The 22263-nt window shown below is 58.6% G+C and carries 19 protein-coding genes and 3 pseudogenes; 15 read left to right on the forward strand and 7 right to left on the reverse strand.

Annotated features, from left to right (window positions below; genetic code table 11):
• Positions 1-6: 6 nt before the first annotated feature.
• Positions 7-432: a potassium channel family protein gene (locus tag PG5_RS27280; protein WP_020800311.1), complete on the forward strand. Its 426-nt coding sequence runs from the start codon at positions 7-9 to the stop codon at positions 430-432.
• Between the two features lie 22 nt (positions 433-454).
• Here the strand turns inward: PG5_RS27280 and PG5_RS27285 are convergent, their stop codons facing one another.
• On the reverse strand, positions 455-2830 hold the full coding sequence (locus PG5_RS27285; RefSeq protein ID WP_020800312.1) for a phosphoketolase: 2376 nt from the start codon (positions 2828-2830) through the stop codon (positions 455-457).
• Positions 2831-3054: 224 nt separating this feature from the next.
• Between PG5_RS27285 and fnr the strand changes: the two genes are divergently transcribed.
• Positions 3055-3798, forward strand: coding sequence for a fumarate/nitrate reduction transcriptional regulator Fnr (gene fnr / locus PG5_RS27290; protein WP_042955791.1), 744 nt, complete (start codon positions 3055-3057; stop codon positions 3796-3798).
• Between the two features lie 23 nt (positions 3799-3821).
• Positions 3822-4805: a zinc-dependent alcohol dehydrogenase family protein gene (locus PG5_RS27295; RefSeq protein WP_020800314.1), complete on the forward strand. Its 984-nt coding sequence runs from the start codon at positions 3822-3824 to the stop codon at positions 4803-4805.
• Here the strand turns inward: PG5_RS27295 and PG5_RS27300 are convergent.
• On the reverse strand, positions 4795-5706 hold the full coding sequence (locus tag PG5_RS27300) for a universal stress protein (RefSeq protein WP_020800315.1): 912 nt from the start codon (positions 5704-5706) through the stop codon (positions 4795-4797). The genes PG5_RS27295 and PG5_RS27300 overlap by 11 nt on opposite strands.
• A 223-nt stretch (positions 5707-5929) precedes the next feature.
• Here PG5_RS27300 and PG5_RS27305 point away from each other — a divergent pair, with 223 nt between their 5' ends.
• Positions 5930-6493, forward strand: a complete 564-nt coding sequence (locus PG5_RS27305) for a GNAT family N-acetyltransferase (protein WP_020800316.1) — start codon at positions 5930-5932, stop codon at positions 6491-6493.
• A 54-nt stretch (positions 6494-6547) separates the two neighbouring features.
• Here PG5_RS27305 and PG5_RS27310 read toward each other — a convergent pair whose 3' ends face one another.
• The 3 genes from PG5_RS27310 to PG5_RS27320 form a co-directional block, all read right to left on the reverse strand.
• Entirely contained in the window at positions 6548-7471 is a 924-nt protein-coding gene (locus PG5_RS27310; RefSeq protein WP_020800317.1) for a universal stress protein, read from the reverse strand.
• Positions 7472-7575: 104 nt separating this feature from the next.
• Entirely contained in the window at positions 7576-8814 is a 1239-nt protein-coding gene (locus PG5_RS27315) for a DUF4010 domain-containing protein (RefSeq protein ID WP_020800318.1), read from the reverse strand.
• A 51-nt stretch (positions 8815-8865) separates the two neighbouring features.
• Positions 8866-9075 carry a hypothetical protein gene (locus PG5_RS27320; protein ID WP_020800319.1) on the reverse strand — a complete coding sequence of 70 codons (210 nt, stop codon included), beginning with the start codon at positions 9073-9075 and terminating at the stop codon, positions 8866-8868.
• Positions 9076-9387: 312 nt separating this feature from the next.
• Between PG5_RS27320 and PG5_RS27325 the strand changes: the two genes are divergently transcribed.
• Together PG5_RS27325 and PG5_RS27330 are read left to right on the forward strand one after the other, a co-directional pair.
• Positions 9388-10308, forward strand: coding sequence for a universal stress protein (locus PG5_RS27325; RefSeq protein WP_020800320.1), 921 nt, complete (start codon positions 9388-9390; stop codon positions 10306-10308).
• A 49-nt stretch (positions 10309-10357) separates the two neighbouring features.
• A complete protein-coding gene (locus PG5_RS27330) occupies positions 10358-11263 on the forward strand; it encodes an amino acid ABC transporter substrate-binding protein (protein ID WP_020800321.1) in 906 nt (301 codons plus the stop codon).
• Positions 11264-11380: 117 nt separating this feature from the next.
• Here the strand turns inward: PG5_RS27330 and PG5_RS27335 are convergent, their stop codons facing one another.
• Entirely contained in the window at positions 11381-13414 is a 2034-nt protein-coding gene (locus PG5_RS27335; RefSeq protein ID WP_020800322.1) for an alkyl/aryl-sulfatase, read from the reverse strand.
• 144 nt (positions 13415-13558) lie between these two features.
• On the opposite strand from PG5_RS27335, the gene PG5_RS27340 reads away from it, so the two are divergent.
• The 6 genes and pseudogenes from PG5_RS27340 (at position 13559) to copD (ending at position 18935) form a co-directional block, all read left to right on the forward strand.
• Positions 13559-14515, forward strand: a complete 957-nt coding sequence (locus PG5_RS27340) for a LysR family transcriptional regulator (RefSeq protein WP_020800323.1) — start codon at positions 13559-13561, stop codon at positions 14513-14515.
• 50 nt (positions 14516-14565) lie between these two features.
• Positions 14566-14683, forward strand: a pseudogene (locus PG5_RS34355) (transketolase family protein); the annotation flags it as partial.
• A gap of 183 nt (positions 14684-14866) precedes the next feature.
• Positions 14867-16636, forward strand: a complete 1770-nt coding sequence (locus tag PG5_RS27350; protein WP_033044952.1) for a copper resistance system multicopper oxidase — start codon at positions 14867-14869, stop codon at positions 16634-16636.
• Positions 16637-16646: 10 nt separating this feature from the next.
• On the forward strand, positions 16647-17558 hold the full coding sequence (locus PG5_RS27355) for a copper resistance protein B (RefSeq protein WP_020800325.1): 912 nt from the start codon (positions 16647-16649) through the stop codon (positions 17556-17558).
• A 54-nt stretch (positions 17559-17612) separates the two neighbouring features.
• Complete coding sequence (gene copC, locus PG5_RS27360; protein WP_020800326.1) at positions 17613-17996, forward strand: copper homeostasis periplasmic binding protein CopC; 384 nt, start codon at positions 17613-17615, stop codon at positions 17994-17996.
• A gap of 3 nt (positions 17997-17999) precedes the next feature.
• A complete protein-coding gene (gene copD, locus PG5_RS27365; protein WP_020800327.1) occupies positions 18000-18935 on the forward strand; it encodes a copper homeostasis membrane protein CopD in 936 nt (311 codons plus the stop codon).
• A gap of 63 nt (positions 18936-18998) precedes the next feature.
• Here copD and PG5_RS27370 read toward each other — a convergent pair.
• Positions 18999-19841, reverse strand: a pseudogene (locus PG5_RS27370) (alpha/beta fold hydrolase); the annotation flags it as partial.
• Positions 19842-19949: 108 nt separating this feature from the next.
• Between PG5_RS27370 and PG5_RS33915 the strand changes: the two are divergent.
• The 3 genes and pseudogenes from PG5_RS33915 to hutU form a co-directional block, all read left to right on the forward strand.
• Positions 19950-20096 (forward strand): annotated as a pseudogene (locus PG5_RS33915) (MerR family DNA-binding transcriptional regulator); the annotation flags it as partial.
• A 208-nt stretch (positions 20097-20304) separates the two neighbouring features.
• Positions 20305-21057, forward strand: a complete 753-nt coding sequence (hutC, locus tag PG5_RS27380) for a histidine utilization repressor (RefSeq protein ID WP_042955793.1) — start codon at positions 20305-20307, stop codon at positions 21055-21057.
• Positions 21058-21451: 394 nt separating this feature from the next.
• Positions 21452-22263, forward strand: an 812-nt coding sequence (gene hutU, locus PG5_RS27385; RefSeq protein WP_042955797.1) for a urocanate hydratase, incomplete at its 3' end; no start/stop codon positions are given.

Raw genomic sequence — 22263 nt, forward strand, 5'->3', positions numbered from 1 at the left:
CTTGCCATGCTGGCAGTCACGCTGATCAATACGCTGGTGGTCATCATCGTTGTAGTGATCCATTACGAATGTCTGTTGCGCTTGAACGATTGGCTGCCTCGGCTCAAGCTGTGGAGCCGCTTCAGAATTGTCGTCGGGGTATTTGGTGCCCTGCTGGCCCATGCGGTAGAGGTCTGGTGCTTCGCGCTGGTTTATTACCTGATGGTGCACTCCGGCCAATGGGGCGGCCTGACGGGCAACTTCGACGGTACGCTGATGGACTGCGTTTACTTTTCCTTCACGACCTACACGACGATCGGCTTCGGCGATATTTCACCGGTGGGCAACCTCAAGTATTTGACCGGCTTGCAGGCCCTGACCGGGTTGGTGCTGATCACGTGGACCGCATCCTTTCTGTTTCTTGAAATGCAGAAGTACTGGAAGCGCAAGTAATGGTTTTGTCGCCGACATCCAGTCAGTTGGTTACTCTCGGTGTCCATTGCCAGTTGAGGATTTCGGGCATGTCCTGTCCATGCTCAATGAGGTAGAGCTTGTGTTTTTCCAGGATCGACCAATAGCGTGAGCGCGCGTGTTGCAACTGATCGTGCAACCGGGGTACCCGCTCGATGACGTCCAGCGCCAGCCGAAAACGATCCAGGTTGTTGAGCACTGCCATGTCGAACGGCGTCGTGGTCGCGCCCTCCTCAATGAAGCCCCGCACATGAAAATTCTCATGATTGGTGCGCTTGTAAATCAACCGGTGAATCAGCGCGGGATAGCCATGGAAGGCGAAGATGACCGGTTTGTCGACGGTAAACAGTTCGTTGAATGCCGTGTCCGGTAAACCATGGGGATGCTGGAAGGAAGGCTGAAGCACCATCAAGTCGACGACATTGATCACCCTCACCCGCAAATCCGGTACGTACTCACGCAACAAGGTCACTGCGGCCAGGGTTTCCAGGGTTGGCACGTCGCCGGCGCAGGCCATCACGACGTCCGGGTCGTCGTCCTCGTGGCAGGCCCAGCCCCATCGGCCGATACCCGCCTGGCAATGGCGCAGGGCAGCGTCGATTTCCAGCCACTGCCATTCCGGTTGTTTACCGGCGACGATGACGTTGATGTAGTCGCGGCTTTTGAGACAGTGGTCAGCCACCGAGAGCAGGCAATTGGCGTCGGGCGGCAGGTAGATGCGCACCACGTCCGATTTTTTGTTCGCCACCAGATCGATGAAGCCCGGGTCCTGGTGGGAGAACCCATTATGGTCCTGGCGCCAGACATGGGAGGTCAGCAGAAAATTCAGCGAGGCGATCGGTTTACGCCATGGCACCTCGGCGGCGGTTTTCAACCATTTGGCATGCTGGTTGACCATCGAATCGACGATGTGGATAAAGGCCTCGTAACAGGACAGCAATCCATGGCGTCCCGTCAGCAGATACCCTTCAAGCCAACCCTCGCAGACTTGTTCACTGAGAATTTCCATCACACGGCCATCGGCCGCCAGATTGAGGTCCTCAAGCTCCAGCGGGTCCATCCACGCCTTGGCGCTGACGTCATAGACCGCATCGAGTCGGTTCGAGGCGGTTTCATCCGGGCCAAACAACCGAAAGTTGCTGGCGCCCAGGTTGTTTTTCATGACGTCGCGCAGGTAGGTGCCCATGACCCGTGTCGCTTCGGCCCGCAGGGTGCCGGGGGCGTTGCACTTAACCGCATAGTCGGTAAAACGCGGCAGGTTCAAGGGGCGCAACAAGAGGCCGCCATTGGCATGGGGATTGGCGCTCATGCGCCGCTGTCCGGTGGGCGCCAGGGCGGCCAGCTCGGGGAGCAAGGTGCCGTTGGCATCGAACAATTCATCAGGCCGGTAACTGTTGAGCCATTCCTCCAGCTGGCGCAGGTGCAGCGCCTGGCGGAAATCGGCCAGAGGGACCTGATGTGCCCGCCAAGTCCCCTCGACCCGATGACCGTCGACAAACTTCGGCCCGGTCCAGCCCTTGGGCGTGCGCAGTACCAGCATCGGCCAGAGTTGGCGCTCCGATGGCTCATTCTGCGGATGCTGGCGCGCAACGCGCTGAATCTCGGCAATCTTGAGCGTTATCGTGTCCAGTGTCCTGGCCAGCGCCTGATGCACCGCCATGGGGTCATCGCCTTCGACAAAAGAGGGATCGTAGCCATAGCCATACATCAGCGCCGACAGCTCGTCCTCGCTGATTCTGGAGAGCACCGTGGGGTTGGCGATTTTGTAGCCGTTCAGATGCAGGATTGGCAGCACCGCGCCGTCACGCGCGGGGTTGAGGAACTTGTTGGAGTGCCAACTGGCCGCCAGCGTCCCCGTTTCGGCCTCGCCATCACCGATCACGCAAGCGACGATCAAGTCGGGGTTATCGAACGCCGCACCGTAGGCATGGGCCAGGCTATACCCCAGTTCGCCGCCCTCATGAATCGACCCTGGTATTTGCGCCGATACATGGCTGGAAATGCCATACGGCCAGGAAAACTGCCGAAACAGACGGACCAGGCCATTACTGTTGCGCTCCACCGAGGGATAGCACTCGGTAAAAGTGCCTTCCAGATAAGTCTGAGCCACCACCGCCGGCCCGCCATGGCCGGGACCGGCGATGAACAAGATGTTCAGGTCGTACTGGTTGATCAACCGGTTGAGGTGCGTGTAGATCAGGTTCAATCCCGGCGTCGTGCCCCAATGGCCCAGTAACCGTGGCTTGATGTGCGCCAGGGCCAGGGGCTCCTTCAGCAACGGGTTGTCCTTGAGATAAATCTGCCCGACCGCCAGGTAATTGGACGCCCGCCAATAGGCATCCAGCCCTTCCAGTTGCTCGGTACTCAGACAGTCGCTCATCGCAATTCTCCAGTCGTATCCCGTACACCGATCAATAGGTTGATTCTGTGGGTCTGCAAGCGTTCAGACTTGATTTACCTCAAGTTTCAACGCCGCTCTGATTCTTATCTGTAACAAAGCCGGATCAGGGTCCATTCGTCTGATCACTCAGTTCCAGGCGTCTATTCTCAACGCCCAGCGGCAATAGACACTATTCTCAATAGGCTGATATCGAGGGCTTCCACGTGACTGAAACTCGATCGTATCGCGATCAACATCTCAAAACGGCGTGCTCCAGTTGCAGCGTATTGGAGCTGTGTCTGCCGTTAGGCTTGACCGGTGAGGAAATCGAGCGCCTGGACACGCTGATCATTCAACGGCTCAAGGTCAAGAAAGGCTCGGCACTCTACCGCGCAGGCGATCCATTGCGTTCGCTGTATGCCGTGCGATTGGGTTCATTCAAGACCAGCGTGCTTTCAATCGACGGTCGCGAGCAGGTCACCGGGTTTCAGATTCCAGGTGAAATGCTCGGCCTGGACGCCATCAGCACAGAACAGCATACCTGCGATGCGGTTGCCCTGGAGGACAGCGAGGTCTGCCCCATCCATTTTGCCCACCTGGAAAAACTTGCCCGAGAGTTGCCTTCATTGCAGCACAACCTGAACAAAATCCTCAGCCGGGAAATCGTGCGTGATCACGACATGATGATGATGCTGGGCAACATGAACTCGGATGAACGGTTGGCCGCTTTTTTGCTGAATATGTCGCAACGCTTGAACTCCCGTGGTTATTCGTCGCGCAATTTCGTGCTGAAAATGCGCCGGGAGGAAATCGGTTCTTATCTGGGCCTGCGCCTTGAAACCGTCTGTCGGGGCATCGCTCACCTGCGTGACCAAGGTTTGGTGGAAATAACCGGCCGCGACGTCAACATTCAGAACATGGATGGACTCAAGCAACTGATAGTGGGCTGTCATCGTCACCTGAGTTGAAACCTGCCGCCTGGAGTGTGTTCATGCGTGCCATGGTCCTGCATCGCCCCGGCCAGTCACTGCAATTGCAAGAGCGCCCCATTCCCACGCCCGACTCACAGCAGCTGCTGATCAAGGTCCTGGCGTGCGGCGTGTGCCGCACCGATCTGCATCTGGTGGATGGCGAATTGCCACAAGCGCGGCTGCCACGCGTGCCGGGGCATGAAATTGTCGGCGAAGTCACGGCCGTCGGTGCCGACGTCGCTGCCGAGTGGATCGGCCGGCGGGTAGGCGTGCCCTGGCTGGGCTGGACCTGCGGGCACTGCGTGTTCTGCCGTTCGGGACGAGAAAACCTCTGCGATAAGGCCCGGTTCACCGGCTGCCATCTGGACGGAGGGTATGCCGAGTACACCGTAGCCGACGCACGTTTTTGCTTCCCGATCCCTGAGTCACTTTCCAACACCCAGGCCGCACCGCTGCTGTGCGCCGGACTGATTGGCTTTCGGGCCCTGCAAATGGCCCGAGGCGCCCACCATCTGGGCCTCTATGGTTTTGGCGCGGCAGCACACTTGGCCATTCAGATCGCCCGTGGACGTAAACAGAAGGTGTATGCCTTCACCCGTCCAGACGACAGCGAAGGCCAGGCTTATGCCCGGTCGCTGGGTGCCGAATGGGCCGGGCCCTCGGATCAGCCTCCGCCGCATCTGCTCGATGCCAGCCTGATTTTCGCCCCGGTTGGTGCCTTGGTGCCACTGGCACTGGCGGTCACCGTCAAGGGAGGCTGCGTGATTTGCGCCGGCATCCATATGAGTGACATTCCCGCCTTTCCCTATCGGCTGTTGTGGGGCGAGCGCAGCGTTCGATCGGTCGCCAACCTGACCCGTGAAGATGGCACAGCGTTTTTCGAGGCACTGCAGCACACGCCCGTTCACTCTGACGTCACCTGTTTTGCCCTGGACGATGCCAATCAAGCGCTGGAACGGTTGCGGAGCGGGCAGTTCAACGGCGCAATCGTACTCATACCCTGACGCGCTGCCTGACCGCCAGGATGCTCCCTGGCACCGAGTACAGCGCCCGCTCGGTATTGCTGCCGATCAGCCGGTCGATCCCAACCCGATGCACAGTGCCCATCACCACCACGTCAGCCAAATACTCCTCGACGAACTCACTGATCACCGGCACAGGCAACCCCATGACGAAATGGCGTCGTTCCGGCGGCACGCCGTAGCGCTCCGCCAATGTCACGAACGCCTGGTGCAAGGACTGACGCAGCTCCTCGATAACGTCCACGCCCCACCCTCCCCCGGCCAGTGGCGCATCGCTGTTGAAGAGGGGTGACAGGTCATAGGCGTATAGCAGGTGTAACGGCGCGTCGCATTGCAAGGCCAGGGCATTGGCGGTCTGGATGATGGTGTCATTCAAGCCGCTGATTTGAGTCGCTGGATCGAAGGGGTCCACGGCTGCCACGATTCGATGCGGCAAGCTGTAGCGGACATGGTTGACCAAGTGCACGGGGACCGGGCACTCACGCAACAGGTGGCAATCGAGTGGCGTGATGAATACTCGCTTGAGCACCGGTTCAAGGCTGACATCCTTGATCAGCAAATCGGGCTTCAGATCCTCGACCGTTTTCAGTATGTCCAGCAACGGATGGGTGGTGAAGACGGCTTTGACTGTCACATCCAGCCCCATATCGTTGAGCCGATCGAGCTCTTCGGCCTCCCAGCGGCGGTAGCGACGCATATAGCGTTGATGCTCTGTGTCGTCGACTTTCTCGGCCCACAAATGAACCACTGGCACCGGTTCGGCAAACACCCGTACATCCAGGACTGCGCCGGCGGCCTTGGCCAGCGCGACGGCACGCTGTTCGGCGGGAGAGCGTTGCAGGTTTTGATCGACGATCAGCAGCAACCGTTGATATTGACTCATCACACACCTCCATTCGATCCCGGTCATCACTCGCCGGCATGCTTCAACACTGCGCCCTGATCCCTCTCGCGTGCTTGATGTAAATCAACCCGCACGCACTGACACGCCTGACGCCTGTCTCTGATCCAGATCAAATTCCAACCTGGACAGCAGGGTAAAAAGAACTCGAGCGCGGATTTTTTGCCGCCCGCACGTCCTTGAAACTGCACTGGAGGAATACCCCATGCTCACTGTCAAAGACCACAATGATCGGGCTGCAGCCGCCTATGCCGCCGTCGATGGCCAATACTGGATTGAAGCACTCAGGGACGGCCGCCACGTGTTGATCCGGCCACTGACGGAACAGGACCGCGACCGTGAATATGACTTCATCAAGCGGCTGTCTCCCGAATCCAGGCACATGCGTTTTCTCGCACAGATCAACGAGCCCGGCACGACGATGCTCAACCAATTGATGGACACCGACAACAAACAGCGCGTGGCCTATATCGCCCTGGTCCACGATAACGGGCAACTGATCGAGGTTGGCGTCAGTCGTTATGCGGCCACCGGGGAACATGAATGCGAATGCGCCGTCACGGTCGCCGATCTGTGGACGCACCTGGGCCTGGGCACATTGCTGATGACGCATTTGATCGAGGCCGCCCGCCGCAACGGCTTTCGCCAGATGTATTCCGTGGACGCCGCCAGTAATGCGCCCATGCGCGACCTGGCCAAGGCACTTGGCTTCGAGACGCAGTGTGATCCCGACGACAGCCGCCAGGTCATCCATCGTCTTCACCTGTAGAAAAGTCGCCCCGCGATGTCTCGGCCAACGGCGCATCGCGGGGCGTTCCCCACATCAGGATTGCAGCATTTGTCGCGGCTTGATCGCCAATACACTGCACGGTGCCTGATGCAGCAGGTGCTCGGCCGTGGTGCCCAGCAACTTGCTCAAACCCTTGTGCTGCACCGTGCCCATGACAATGACATCGGTGCGGTGTTCGGCGGCAAACTCACAGATACTGGGCACGGGCGCGCCTTCCCTGAAGAAACGATGCTGCACAGGCACGCCGTGGCGTTCAGCGATGGCCGCAAACGCCTCCTGCTGAGCCGTTCCCAACATTTCATACACCCCGTTAGCCAGTTGCAATGCGCCAAAGCCCATGTCCTGGGCATATACAACCGTCCAGTCATACACATGCAGCAGGTCAAGATCGGCATCGCAGATCGCGGCCAGTTTCGCCGCTGCGTCGATAATGTGGTCGTTGAACACGCGGTCCTGATCCTCATCGCGCATTACATCGATGATGGCCAGCACATGACGCGGCCGCGGATTAAGCGGGGTGGTCACCAGATGCACGGGCACCGGGCAATCACGCAGCAGTTGCCAATCCAGCGGCGTGAAAAACACGCGCTTGAGCGCCGATTCTTCCTGGGCGTCCTTGATGATCAGCGTCAGTGGCATCTCGTTGATAAAATTGAGGATCTCTGCATAAGGATCCTGTACCCACACCACCTCGCTGGTGACCTCGACGCCATGCTTGCTCATCAATCCGGCCTGATCCGCGAGCCATTGCCGATGAGTTTGCAGATAGCCATCCCGGGCCAGGCTGAATTGCTCCGGGGCAAACAACCCGGCTACCGCCAACGCCTGTGAGTAGTCGAACGCCACGATGTGCAACGGCAAATGCATCGCCTGCGCCAACGCCGCGGCCCGGTCGAACGCCGGGGTATGCTTCATGGTTGAAGGGGCGATCAGGAGTAAACGTTGAGTCTGCGACATGGGGCACCTCGGCGCGCGGCCATTTCAATCCGGTAGTAGATGCTCAGATTGATCGATTGTTGTTGCGCCCCCTTGATATTTGTCAGTGATACGCACGATGTCCGTCAGTTCAGGCTCATCCCCGCCCACATTGCCAGTGTCAGCAACACCTGGCCCGGAATCACGTAGGCGGCGAAACGACGTCCGCCGCTGACCCACGCCACCACGCATTTGCTGACTGAGTTGCTGCTGATCGCTATCAACAGGGGCCCGACGATAGCGTCGAACGGTAAACGGCCGGACTTGGCCAACGTGGCAATCGACGCCGTCGAGGAATGTGCATCGGCAAAACCCGAGATCGTGGCGGTGAGCATGACCCCCAGCTGGCCAAAATGGCTAAGCATCATGGATGAAACAAAGGTGATACCGGTCATGGCCAACGTGACGATCAGGGCCAGCTTGAGGTTGAACGCACCTCCGACCTTGATCGGCTGGTTGGCGCCGGCCGTCGGCTTGGGGAGCATCAGGCACAAGCCATATAACGCTGCCGCGACAGCACCGCCGATCAGGGGCCCCCACATGTGGCGCAGCAGACCGGTGTCGACCGCCCCCAGGATCAGGCCGACCTGGGTAACGGTGGCCATGTTGGACAGGATCGCGGCCGCGCTCAGGAGCTTTATGTCGTCGGGCTGCCGGGCGACGAGATGGCCCATGGCGGCGATCGTCACGGCGCTGGAGGCAAACCCGGAGGCAATGGCGCTGATGGGGTAACCGTAGCGGATACCCAGGGTACGCACTGCAATATGCCCAATCGCCCCCACTGCCATCAGCAACACGGTCAGTGTGCAAATGGTGCGCAAATTGATCGCAGCGTAGGGCCCGATAAAACGATCCGGCGCCAAGGGCAGCACGACCAGCGCAGCGGTCAGCAGGATCAGGCCGTCACCCAGCTCGGCATCGGTCAATTGACTGCGGGCGAAGTAGTGCAACTTCTGTCGATAGGCCAACAATCCCGCAATGGCCACGCCAATGGCAATCGCCAGCGTCGGCCGGGTGCCACACAGTCCACCCAGTATCAGGACACTGAGCAGGGCCACTTCACTGGTCACACCGGGATCGTCGCCAACGCTGCGCCAGTACGCTACGGTGAAGAGCACGCCGAGGATGATCGCGACGATGCTTATCAGCAGGTTGCCACCGAGCTGCATCGCCACATAACCCAGCAATGCAGTGATCGCATAGGTGCGCAAACCGGCACACGCACGGTTCTCCTCCTGTCCTTTGTGCCGTTCGCGCTCAAGGCCGATGAGCATGCCAATTCCCAGCGCAGCAGCGGCACCCGCCATCCCGAAGGTTTCATTCATTGGGTTGTCACCTGCACAAGCCCGGCCCCGTGCTGGCCCACGTCCTGCTGACTACACGAGATCGGTGCGAGCCTGCGGTATTCGGCTGGCACGGGCTGCCGAGTCTCGAGCATTCGGCCAGGCATGGGGGGCTTCGATACGTGCCTTGAGCTGATCAACGAATGCCTGCGCTTGCGCCAGGCTATTGAAGTTCACTTCCAGGGCATCAATGCACACGCCCCAGCAATGGCTGGCGGGTTTCTCCGTGATATCAATGAACATAAATACCTCCATCCGACAACGAGAATCACCCCGTGCGCAATCGGGCACAAATTGGCAACGGCGTCCGGCACCAGCACGCAATCCAAAGACTGCACCGCAGTGACAGGAGAAGGATTGATAATGGTCAACTAATTCTTCACTGGACGCGGCTTTGGGCAACCGCACGTCGAGCGATAGCGTCCGTCCCCCTCTCATTTGACAAAGATCAAGTCCACCCTCCCGGCCGCAAGCACCATGATTGCAAGGTTCAACTGCCCAAGGCCTCGGTTATTTGGGGCAAGCCAACGCGCGATTACCGACCGGAGATCCGTCATGTCTGATCAATCACGTTTCATGCTGATCGTTTCACCGTTGATGGAAAACAGCCCTGCCTTCGACCGGGCCGCCGCATTGGCCAAGGCCTCGGACGCGGCACTGCACATCGTAGCGTTCGATTACCTCGAAGGGCTGGCGACGGCTGGAATGGTCAACGAACAGGCGCTGGAACAGATGCGGCTGGGTTATGTCGAGCGCCATCGCCAATGGCTTGAAGACCAGGCTAGACCGCTGCGCAAAATTGGCGTTCACGTCACCACGGAAGTGGTCTGGGTGGTGAAGCCCTTGCAGGAAATCCTCATCCATCTCAAGGAACAGCCGATGGCCGTATTGATCAAGGCGCTCGAACATGAATCCCTGCTGTCACGCCTGATGTTTACCCCATTGGATATCCACCTGTTGCGTGAATGCAAGGTGCCGCTGCATTTTGTCAGCCATATGCACCATGCTTTGCCGCGCAAAATCGTCGCTGCAGTCGACCCTTTTCATCGTGATGACCAATATGAAGGTTTCAACGACAGTATTTTGCACGAGGCGTCAAAACTGGCCGCCATTTGCAACGCCGAGCTCGACGTGGTCTACGCCCACGATCTTTCATCCATCAGCGCAGATGAATTTGGCTTCAGTAATGGTTCGGCATTTTTTTCTTCGAGCAAGGCCAAAACCCTTTTCGATGCGCAAGCTGAAGCGTTCCGCGAGCTTTCTCAGCGCAACGGTATTGGGCCGGAGCGCCAGCACATGATCATGGGCAATCCGGCCAAGGTGCTTTCCAGCTATGTCGGGGCCTATGACACTGATGTCATTGTCATGGGGCGCGTCGGCCACGGCGCCATGGAGCGTTTGGTTGGCAGCACTGTGGAACATCTGCTGTACAAGATGCCCTGCAGCGTGTGGGTGATTTCACCCGAAGACATCTGAAGGATGGATCTTTGCCGATCAGAAGAAACACCTGACGGGAGAAAGAGGAATGAGCGCTCAACCGATTAAAGCCGCCCACCTGCTTCTTGTCTGCCTGCTTTCCCTGGTATCCGCCGTCGCGGGAGCCGACACGCTTGAACGGGTGCGCAACAGTCACTCGGTAGTGCTGGGGTATGTGCCTGACTTCGCACCGTTCAGTACCCAGGACGGTGATAAGGCCAGCGGATATGCGATCGATCTCTGTCAGGGCATCTTCAACGCACTGAAAACCGAGTTGAACCTGCCTTCACTACAAGTTCGTTATCAGCCCGTTGGATTGGGCGAAGAAACCAGCGCCGTGAGCACTGGAAAAGTCGACATTCTCTGCACCCCGACGCCGGCAACACTGGAACGTCGGAAAACAGTCAGCTACTCCATTCCTGTCTACACGGCCGGCCTATCGGCCGTGGTCAACAAAAAGGCGCCTAATGCGCTACTCAGGGTGCTGAAAGGCGACGTGGTCAAAACCGGCCCAACCTGGCGTACAGACGTCAATCGCGCATTGGCCAACATGACGTATGCCACGATTGCTGGCGGCGTCACCGAGCAGTGGATCAATCAACAGATACGATCCCTGGGCGTGGTCGCCACACTCGTCACGGTGCAAGACGCGGCCGCGGGCCTCAAGCGTGTTGCCGATGGCAAGGCAGATGTTTTCTTCGCTGAACGCACAATGCTCAAACATGAGCTCACCGACCAATACGTCACCGGAAATCTCGTATTGCTTGATCGCATCTTTGAGTACTCAACGACCTCGATGATGCTCGATCGTGATGATGAAAACTTCCGACTGTTAGTTGATAGCGCGCTAAGCGAGATGTATCGCAGTGGTGAGATTGAGCGCCAATATGACAAACACCTGGGAGGCGTCAGTGATACCTCCCGAATGTTTTTCAACCTCTATGCCCTTCCTTGATGACGACAGGGGTCAAGGGGAAGCTCACGGCGGCGGGAGCTTTCCAGCCAGCGGGTGTTTAACAGGCGCGTCCAAGCCACAGACGCGCCAGGTTAACTGTCTAACGCGCCATCGCCATTACGGCTTCGTCCCCGGCAGCAGTTCAAAGTCCGGGGTGAATGGGGTCATGGCGGCCATCAGTTGGGCGAACGGTTTGCGATCGCCTTCAAAGGTTGCCTTGCCGTCCGCGACGAGCTGATCGAAGCTGGTCTGCCTGGCCATCACGCCTTCAAGCGCCGAGCGATCGAGGGTGAGGGTCAGGTCGGGTTTTTTTGCCTGCTGGCCCTTGATGCTGGTCAGCGTTGAATTGCTCAGCTCCACCACGAATTGTTCGCCATTGTCCGGGGTCTTGAGGTTCAGGACGAAATGCAAGTCCGCAACCTTGCTGCCATCCAGGCTGATGCCGAGATATTCGAGCCACAACTCCGTGCTCATGGCGCGGATAAAGTCCGGCCCGCCAGATCTTGGCGCCCGGCCCTTGGGCATGCCGTTGCGCAACTCATAGGCCGCCGCCAAGAAGCTGTTGCGCACGCCGGCACTTTCCTTCTGATAGCCCACCTGCTCATAGACGTCCGCCAGCAGGTCCTTGGCCTGGGTGTTTTGCGGCTCGGCGTACACCAGCTTATTGAGAATCTCATAGGCTTCACGGTATTTGCCTTGATCGTACAAGGCTTTGCCCTTGGCCATGATCTTTGCAGCCCCGCCCATCATTTCAACGTACAGCGGAGCCGAATCCTTCGGTGACAGCGGCATCAGCGTGGCCGGGTTGGCATCCCAATAACCCAGGTAGCGGTTGATTACCGCGCGGCTGTTGTGTTCTTCCGAGCCGTGATAGCTATGCGTCGCCCAAGTGTTCTTGAGGCTCTCGGGCAACTTGTAGACATTGTGGATCTCGTTGATGGTGACGCCCTGGTTCGCCGCATGCAGGACGGCGTTGTTCAGGTTGGCATAGGCGTCGCGTTGCGCGCGCATCACTTCCTGGATTCGTTCATTGCCCCAGCGCGGCCAATTGTGCGCGGCAAGCATCACATCCGCCTGCTGGCCGTAGCGATACAGGGCGTTGTTGATGTTCTTCGACCACACCAGCGGATCGCGCACCAAGGCACCGCGCAGGGTGTAGATGTTGTGAATGGTGCCGGTGACGTTCTCGGCCGCCCAGAACGCCTTGAACTGCGGGAACCAGGTATTCATTTCCGACGGTGCTTCGGTGCCTGGCGTGTTCTGGAACTCCATTTGCACCCCGTCGATGGTCACGCTTTCGAAATCCTTTTCGATGTATCGATTAGGTTCGATCAAGCCGATGTTGCCGGAGGCGGCGTTTTTGCCGATCGCCATGTCGACATGACCGTAGGGACTGCGTGGCAACAGCAGGCCGTATTGAAAGAACGCGCGTCGATTCATGGCATTGCCGGCGTATACGTTTTCAGCGACCGCATGCTCCATGAAGCCCACGGGGGCGATCAGCGCGACCTTGCCGCTGCGCACGTCCGCTTCCTCGACTACGCCACGGACACCGCCAAAGTGGTCCGCATGGGAGTGAGAAATCACCACGGCCACGACCGGGCGCTTGCCCAGTTTTTCATTGATGAAATCCAGCGCCGCCCTAGCGGTTTCCTTCGAGGTCAGGGTGTCGAAAACGATCCAGCCGGTGTCGCCCTTGATGAACGTGATATTGGCCAGGTCAAAGCCGCGGATCTGATAGATCCTGTCCGGAACCACTTCATACAGACCATAGGCCATGTTGAGCACGGCCTGCCGTTGCAACGAGGGATTGACCGTGTCGAAGTCCTTGCCCGCGAGCAGGAAATCGTAGCTGCCCATGTTCCAGGCGACGTTCCCTGCATCGGCCATGATCTTGTTGTAGGCCGGCGCTGCGATGAAGCCTTTCCTGGCTTCTTCAAAATCGCGCTTGTCTGCAAAAGGAAGCGTGTTGCGCACACCTTTCTGAAATTCGACGGTGTAGGTCGAGGGCGGTTTGCCCTTGTTGTCGAAATGGTTATCGACATGCTCAATCGCGGCCGGTACGGCAGTTGTCTGAGCAGCAAAAATGCTGGGGTTGAAGCCCGTGGACAGTGCGATGGCCAGCGCGCAACTGAGGGTCTTGTTGTTCATGAAATGTTCCTTCGCCAGAGTATCGATGCCTTGATGGCGCGGGTTTGCTCTTGTTCGTCTTGACCCGCCCGGCAAGGAATAGCATATTCATTTGATTACGAAAAATTCCGTTTTACTTGATATCGATAACATTTAGGTTATGACATGACCCCGCGCCGCCTACGCCAATTCCTGGCATTGATCGAACATGCCCATTTCGGCCAGGCGGCCAAAGCGTTGGGCGTTTCGCAACCTGCGCTCAGTAAAAGTATCCAGCTGCTGGAGCAGGAGCTTGGCGTTACGCTGTTCGATCGACGCAGCGATGGTGTGACCCTGACGGCGTTCGGCCAGGTGCTGCAGGGCAAAAGCCAGCGCTTGTTGATGGCCGAAGAGGACCTTCGGCGAGACATCGCCCTGCTGGCGGATGGCGACATCGGCACACTCAAGGTGGCCTTGGGGCCGTACCCCAGTGTCATCAGCGGCTATCGCGCCATTGCTCGCTTGCACGCCCGCCATCCCAACCTCAAGGTGACGGCCCATGTTGCCGGTTGGCGAGAAGTTGCGCAGCAGGTCGCCAACGGTGTGGTGGATCTGGGGATCGCTGAAATCAGTGCGTTGCAAGGCGAAAAAGAATTCAATTGCGAGCTGTTGGGTGAACATCAGGGACGCCTGTTTTGCCGACCCGGGCATCCGCTGCTGACGCAACGCACTCTGAAGCGCGCGCAAACACTCGATTACCCTTGGGTGGCATCGCGTATTCCGTCGCGCCTGGCCGGCCTTCTGCCGCGCGCGGCGTTAGGCTGCGCCGGCGCCTATGACACAGTGACTGGCGATTTTGTGCCGGCGATTGAAATTGACGTGCCCATGCAGATCGTCCAATTCGTGGTGAACAGCAACGCGCTGGCAATCGGCACGTTGACGGCCTTTGAGCGCGAGTTGCTGGCGGGTGAAATCATACCGCTGCCGCTCCACGATCAGGCGTCGTATATGCATTACGGTTTTATCTCCCTCAAGGAACGCTCGCTGCCGCCCGCCGTCGAGGCTTACATGCGCGAAGTGCGGGCGGTGGAAGAGGACGTCACGCGGCGGGAACGGGAACTGGCCGCGTTGATGATGAGGTAGCGCAAAATCAGTAATTGAAGTCATGCGCCAACTCTTTTTGCATCCACTGCGCCAAGGCCCACCCCGATCGTTTCCATCAGATGGGTATGGCCCCTGAGGGCTTCGCGCCGCGCCTATGACTTCATCTGCATAGCGATTGCCAAGGAGAACCTCAACGTCAAGATACTTAAGCGTGAAGCCCACATTCGCAAAGTCTGGCATGACAGGATCCAATTCGAGGTCGCGGGTGAAGCTGACAAAACCGTAATCTTCAGCTCAGTCTTCTGAAAGGTCGCCCCCCTTACCCTCTTCATCAAACGTGGCAACATCTCCTGATTGCTCCGTCATCCGACTGACAGGGAACACAGCGTCATGCGACCTGAAACTTCTAGACGAACCTTTGTGAAGGGGCTCGCCGCCACCGGGATTCTCGGCGGCCTCGGGCTATGGCGCACACCTGTCTGGGCGATTACCAGCCCGGGCGAGGCGAATGTCCTGGCCGGTACCGACTTTGACCTGTTCATCGGCGAAACCCCGGTCAACATCACCGGCAACCGGCGCACCGCGATGACCATCAATGGCGGTATTCCCGGCCCCCTGCTGCGCTGGCGCGAAGGCGACACGGTTACGCTGCGGGTGAGGAACAAACTCAATGCCGATACCTCCATTCACTGGCACGGCATCTTGTTGCCGGCCAACATGGACGGCGTACCGGGGCTGAGTTTTCACGGCATCGAACCCGGTGGGATGTATGTCTATCAATTCAAGGTCAGGCAGAACGGCACGTACTGGTATCACAGTCATTCGGGGCTTCAGGAGCAGTCAGGCGTCTACGGCCCGCTGGTGATTGATGCGAAGGAGCCGGAGCCGTTTGAGTACGACCGCGATTATGTGGTGATGCTGACCGACTGGACCGACGAAGACGCGGTCGGCTTGATGAAGACGTTGAAAAAACAGTCAGATTACTACAACTACAACAAGCGCACCGTGGGCGACTTCATCCACGACGTCAGCGAGAAAGGCTGGGGCTCCACCGTCGCAGATCGAAAGATGTGGGCCGAAATGAAGATGAATCCCACAGACCTGGCCGACGTCAGCGGCGCGACTTACACCTATTTGTTGAACGGCCAGGCGCCTGACATGAACTGGACCGGTGTATTCCGTCCCGGAGAGAAACTGCGCCTGCGCTTTATCAACGGCTCCGCCATGACCTACTTCGACGTACGCATTCCCGGCCTGAAAATGACGGTGGTCGCAGCGGACGGCCTGCATGTCAAACCGGTGAGCGTCGACGAGTTTCGCATCGCGGTGGCAGAGACGTTCGATGTGATCGTCGAGCCGACCCAGGATGCCTACACCCTGTTTGCCCAGTCGATGGATCGTACCGGCTACGCCCGCGGCACGCTGGCGGCGAAGGTGGGTTTGTCCGCGCCGATCCCTGCCCTAGACCCGAGACCACTGGTGACCATGGATGACATGGGCATGGGCGGTATGGATCACGGCAGCATGGGCGGCGACATGGCGGGCATGGATCACAGTCAGATGACCGGCATGGACCACAGCTCAATGCAAGGCATGGCCGGCATGGATCACAGCGGCATGACCGGCATGGGCGAAATGCAGTCCCATCCCGCGACCGAAAACAACAATCCGCTGGTGGACATGCAAGCCATGACCACTTCACCCAAACTCGATGACCCTGGCCTCGGCCTGCGTGACAATGGTCGTCGCGTCCTGACCTATTCCGACTTGCGCAGCACCTTCGCAGACCCGGACGGCCGCGACCCCGGCCGCACCGTGGAACTGCACCTCACTGGCCACATGGAAAAGTTCGCCTGGTCGTTCAACGGCGTGAAGTTCTCCGACGCTGAACCGCTGCGCCTCAAGTACGGCGAGCGAATCCGCATCGTATTGGTTAACGACACGATGATGACGCATCCCATTCACCTGCATGGCATGTGGAGCGACCTTGAAGACGCGAACGGCGAGTTCATGGTGCGTAAACACACTATCGACATGCCGCCAGGCTCACGGCGCAGTTATCGGGTGACTGCCGACGCGCTCGGCCGCTGGGCCTATCACTGCCACCTCCTGTACCACATGGAAATGGGCATGTTCCGTGAAGTTCGCGTGGAAGAATGAGGCGCTACCCATGATCAGGATTACTCCGATTTTTCTGGCGCTCGTGACCGCGAGCCTGACACTGTCATCGGCAATGGCCGCCACAAACGATATGCAGGGCATGGATCATAGCCAGATGCAGGGCATGGATCATAGCCAAATGCAGGGCATGGACCACAGCCAGATGCAAAGCATGGACGACGGCCAGATGCAGCCTGCCGCGCCTGCCGAAAGCCGCACGCCGATTCCGGCGTTGACCGATGCCGACCGCGCCGCCGTGTTCGTCAGCCCCCATGGCCATAACGTCCATGACTCCGCGCTCAACTATTACTTGCTTGCCGACAAGCTCGAATGGCAGGACGCTGATGATGGCAGCACCCTGGCCTGGGATATCTCGGGTTGGATCGGCGGCGATATCGACCGCCTGTGGCTGCGCTCGGAAGGCGAACGCACCAACGGCAAAACTGAAGATGCGGAGGTCCAGGCACTGTGGGGCCACGCCATCTCCCCGTGGTGGGACGTAGTGGGCGGCGTTCGCCAGGATTTCAAACCCGGCGACCCACAAACCTGGGCGGCGTTCGGCGTGCAAGGCATGGCGCTGTACAACTTCGAGACCGAAGCCACGGCCTTCATCGGTGAAGGTGGCCAAACCGCCGCGCGCCTGGAAGGCGACTACGACATCCTGCTGACCAACCGACTGATTTTGCAGCCAACCGCCGAACTTAATGTCTACGGCAAAAACGACCCGCAACGAGGCATCGGTTCCGGCCTGTCCAACACTGAAGCGGGCCTGCGCCTGCGGTATGAAATCCGCCGGGAGCTTGCCCCTTACATCGGCGTGACCTGGAACCGCACCTACGGCAAGACAGCCGATTATGCCAGGGAAGAAGGCGAGGATCGCAGTGAGGCACGCCTGGTCCTTGGTGTTCGGCTGTGGTTCTAGTACACGTTAACTACAATCAAAAAAATGACCGCTTGAAGCGGTGAGAGGCCTTGTATGCGATTGATCAAAACCACCGCTGTTGCCATCGCACTTTCCAGCGCGCTGCTGATGAGCACATTCGCTCAGGCGCACCCGAAATTGCTCTCCTCCACCCCGCAGGAAGGCGCGGTCGGCCCGGCCCCCGCCAAGATCGAACTGCACTTTTCCGAAAACCTCATGACCCAGTTCTCTGGCGCGAAACTGGTCATGACCGAAATGCCGGGCATGGCCCATGCCCCGATGCCCATGAAGGCCAAAGTCTCTGGCGGCAGCGACCCGAAAACCATGGTTATCACGCCGCTCTCTCCATTGCCCGCTGGTAGCTACCAAGTCGATTGGCGCGCGGTGTCGTCGGACACTCATCCGATCACAGGCAACGTTTCGTTCAAAGTGAAATAACTGATGAGCGACTGGGCCAGCATTGCCCTGCGCTTCGGCTTGTACATGGATTTCATGCTGCTCTTTGGCATGGCACTTTTCGGGTTGTACAGCCTTGAAGGACGAAAGCGAGTGTCGGGGGCCGTGTTGCCGTTTCGGTCCATGCTGGCGGGGACGACGGTGCTGGGTGTACTCATGTCTGTCGCCAGCATGGTACTAATGGCGAGCGCCATGAGTGGGGAGTCGGACTTCGCCGAGCTGCACCCGCATATTGAAATGATGGTATTGGAGACGGACGTAGGCTTTGCCTGGGTCGTGCGCATCATCGCGTTGGTTGTTGGCGGTTCAGTGGTGCTGCTCCACCAACGTGCACCTGTCGTTAGCTTGTCAGTCGCAACTATTGCCGGTGGTATAGCCCTGGCCAGTCTCGCCTGGAGCGGTCATGGGGCGATGGATGAGGGCAGTCGTCGTTATTGGCATTTTGCGATGGACATACTGCACCTGCTGGCGGCAGGCGCCTGGCTGGGTGCATTGGTCGCCTTTGCCAGGATGGCAATGCTCGACACGCTGCAAACAGCAGAAAGCATCAAGTTGCTGGCCCGGGTCGTCAACCGATTCGAATCGGTGGGCGCTTTGATCGTAGTCGTGATCACGGTCACAGGCGTCGTGAACTACCTGTTCATCGTGGGTCCAGAACTCGATGCCGTGCTGCTAAGCACCTACGGGACTTTGCTGCTCATCAAAGTGGTGTTGTTTGCCGGGATGTTGGTGCTGGCCGCGTTGAACCGATTTCACCTTGGCCCGCTTTTGCAACGGTCGTTGCGGGAGGGGGAGTATCGAGTGGCGGCTAATGCGTTAAGGCGCAGCGTGTTGGTCGAGTTATCGGCAGCGGTGTTGATTGTGGGGTTGGTGGCCTGGTTGGGAACGTTAAGTCCTGATATGGAGACCGCAGTAACCTGAGCAGGGAGTGAGGCCGGTAAAATGCAGAGGGGCAGGATGTTTTACCCGCCCCTCCCCGGTTGCCTAACCCCGCACGAAAGCAAGCAAATCGGCGTTGATGGTTTCGGCGTTCGTCGTGGGCATGCCATGCGGGAAGCCCGAATAGGTTTTCAGCGTGCTGTTTTGCAACAGCTTGGCTGACAGGAGCCCGGAGTTTTCATAAGGCACGATCTGGTCATCATCACCATGCATCACCAGCACCGGGATCGTGATGCTTTTCAGGTCTTCGGTGAAGTCGGTCTGGGAAAAGGCCACGATCCCGTCATAGTGCGCCTTTGCACAACCCATCATGCCTTGCCGCCACCAGTTGGCGATGGTGCCTTCGGACGGTTTCGCACCCGGGCGGTTATAACCGTAGAAAGGCCCGGCCGGGACGTCGCGATAGAACTGGGCGCGGTTGGCTTTGAGTTGTGCCTGCAAGTCATCGAAAACCGATTTCGGCAGCCCGCCCGGATTGCTTTCAGTCTTGACCATCAGCGGCGGTACGGCGCTGATGATGGCGGCCTTCGACACGCGGTCCTCGCCGTGCCGAGCAATGTAGTGGATGACTTCACCGCCGCCGGTGGAGTGCCCCACATGGACGGCCCCCTGCACGCCAAGATGGTTGACTACGGCTGCGACGTCATCGGCATAGTGATCCATGTCGTGTCCGTCCCAGACCTGGCTGGATCGCCCGTGGCCGCGCCGATCGTGTGCTATGACCCGATAGCCGTTGGCCAGGAAAAACAGCATCTGCGCATCCCAGTCGTCTGCGCTGAGTGGCCATCCGTGATGAAAGAAAATCACTTGGGCGTCTTGTGGACCCCAGTCTTTGTAAAAGATCTCGACACCGTCCTGCGTAGTGACATAACTCATGCTCGCATCTCCTGTGTGGTAGGGAGGCCATGACCAAAAGCATTAAACCTGGGCCGCTTGGCTGCCCAATGACTTTAGGTTTAAAGTCAACTTTAAGGTCAATGGTTTTTTGGGTGGACTATGAGAATAGGCGAACTGGCGAAAATCAGCGGATTGGCGCCTTCACGCATCCGCTTCTACGAAGCGAGCGGCCTGATCAAGTCTGTCGCGCGCAAAGCCAATGGGTATCGCGACTATGCACCGGACACGGAGTGGGTGTCACCGTTGCGCGCGCTGATCCTGCAACAGCTCGCCAATGCCTGTCGCACTCGCCAATATCGCCGCTGGATTGAAAAGCGTTCGACGTGACTCGACGCATGCCTGGGTGATGTCGCATCAATCGCCTGGGGCCTCGACTACGCATAGGCGTATCTGCCGTAGCTCGGTAAACTAGCGAGCAAGCTAGTCGGGGCATTTTTTCAATTCAGGAATCAACGTGGCCAAATCTATTGAGGACAATGCGTCTCTCGAGTCTTTTTCGCTCGAGAGTCCCTCCCCGCTGTATGCGAGGGTCAAGCAAATCATCATGCAGAAGATTCGCTCCGGTGCCTGGTTGCCCAATTCCAAGGTGCCGTCGGAAAGCGAATTGCTGAATTTGTTGGGGGTCAGTCGCATGACCATCAACCGCGCCTTGCGCGAGCTGACCATTGAAGGCTCGCTGGTGCGGATGCAAGGGGTTGGCACCTTCGTTGCGGAGCCCAAGGGGCATGCCGCATTGTTCGAGATCCACAACATCGCCGAAGAAATCGAGGCCCGGGGTCATGAACATCGCTGCGAAGTGATCGTGCTCGAAGAGATGCCTGAACGGGCTCGTGCTTCGATGCCCTTCCCCCTCGAAGGGGTCAAGCGCCTGTTCCATTCGGTGGTGGTGCATCACGAGAATGGCGTGCCGGTGCAGATCGAAGAACGCTTCGTCAACGCCGAGGTAGCACCCGCTTACCTGCAGCAGGACTTCACCAAGATCACGCCTTATGCCTACCTGATCCAGTTGGCGCCGTTGACCGAGGGCGAACATGTGGTCGAGTCGATCCATGCCAAATCCGCCGAGTGCAAGCTGTTGCAGATAAAACGCTATGAGCCGTGCCTGTTGATTCGCCGCCGTACCTGGGCAGCCAAAGGCCAGGTCGGCTGTGCGCGACTGGTCTATCCGGGGTCGCGTTATCGACTGGAAGGCAAGTTCGGTAATTGATCCCACGGGTCGAGCGGCCCCCGCTTGCCGCTCGACCTGCCTGTTGTTGCAGATACCCTGCCGACATTGTTACCGCCACCGCCCGGAGTGGCAAAAAGGTGACATTTCGTCGTTCCCCGCCGCACAAAAGTGTTACGGATTGCTCGTCTTCGCATCAGCTTATCGCAAAGTTGCAACAGAATTTTCTTTCCACCTCGCATGAGCCATTTTTTCTTTGATCTATTAGTCATTGAATTAATTCATATTATTTGACTTTTAAGTTTTTCTTCAGGTCGTAAATTCAGATTTTGGCCTCTCACTTGCATTCACTTGTACATACAGGTTGATATAAGCGCAGATAGATAAGCTAAACCGCGCCGCCAACCCGCTAACCAGTGAATGAGAGGAGATGACCATGACCGCCAAGACCACCCGCCTGCGTGACGTCGAAATCCGCGCTGCCCGCGGTAACAAGCTGACCGCCAAGAGCTGGCTGACCGAAGCTCCGCTGCGCATGCTGATGAACAACCTCGACCCGGAAGTCGCCGAGAACCCCAAGGAACTGGTGGTGTACGGTGGTATCGGTCGTGCGGCGCGTAACTGGGAGTGCTACGACAAGATCGTCGAGAGCCTGACCCACCTGAACGACGACGAGACCCTGCTGGTGCAATCCGGCAAGCCGGTCGGTGTGTTCAAGACCCACGCCAACGCCCCGCGCGTCCTGATCGCCAACTCCAACCTGGTACCGCACTGGGCGAGCTGGGAGCACTTCAACGAGCTCGACGCCAAAGGCCTGGCCATGTACGGCCAGATGACCGCCGGCAGCTGGATCTACATCGGCAGCCAGGGCATCGTCCAGGGCACCTACGAAACCTTCGTCGAAGCCGGTCGCCAGCACTACAACGATGACCTGAAAGGTCGTTGGGTCCTGACCGCCGGCCTCGGTGGCATGGGTGGCGCTCAGCCTCTGGCTGCCACCCTGGCCGGCGCTTGCTCGCTGAACATCGAATGCCAGCAAAGCCGTATCGACTTCCGTCTGACCAGCCGTTATGTCGACGAGCAAGCCAAAGACCTCGACGACGCTCTGGCGCGCATCGCCAAATACACCAAGGAAGGCAAGGCGATCTCCATCGCCCTGCTGGGTAACGCGGCTGAAATCCTCCCGGAACTGGTCCGTCGCGGCGTGCGCCCGGACATGGTCACCGACCAGACCAGCGCCCACGACCC

It is taken from the genome of Pseudomonas sp. G5(2012) (assembly GCF_000408945.1).
Taxonomy (GTDB): Bacteria; Pseudomonadota; Gammaproteobacteria; order Pseudomonadales; family Pseudomonadaceae; genus Aquipseudomonas; species Aquipseudomonas umsongensis.